The following is a 427-nucleotide window of genomic DNA, read 5'->3' as shown; positions in this document are numbered from 1 at the left end:
GCCTGGCGTTTTACACCAACTATTACTACTTCATTCGCTCCCGCAATGCGTATGGGGTCAGTGGATTCCTGAAGGTGCCGGCGTCGACCTCGAACGACGTGAGGGCCTTCCTGGCGGCCCTGGCCGGCCAGATCGGCGAATCCGAACTGAGCCAGGAGATCAACGAAAAGATCGCCGACCTTGCCGACCAGATCGCCGCGCTCGATGGCCTGTCGGCCTACAAGGAAGACCAGACTTACACCACTGGCGACATGGTGGTGGCTGGCGGCCGGATCTACCAAGCCACCCAGGACGTGCCCAAGGAAACCCCGCCGCCTAACGCGGATTACTGGCTGGACGTGGGCCAATCCATCGAAACGGCTAACGGCCTGGCGCAGCAGGTCGAGCAGAACACCACCAAGATCACCGACCTTGAATCGGAGGCCAG

Annotated in this window: 1 protein-coding gene; it reads left to right on the top strand. The window is 61.4% G+C overall.

All coding sequences use genetic code 11. The annotated features are described in order from the left end of the window. On the top strand, positions 1-427 hold a 427-nt coding region (locus tag HAQ05_RS28145), incomplete at both ends, for a phage tail tip protein J-related protein (protein ID WP_420825804.1).

It is taken from the genome of Pseudomonas typographi, from assembly GCF_014694385.1.
Classification (GTDB): Bacteria; Pseudomonadota; Gammaproteobacteria; order Pseudomonadales; family Pseudomonadaceae; genus Aquipseudomonas; species Aquipseudomonas typographi.
The sequence above is the reverse complement of the archived record's forward strand: the minus strand, read 5'-3'. Positions and strand labels throughout refer to the sequence as shown.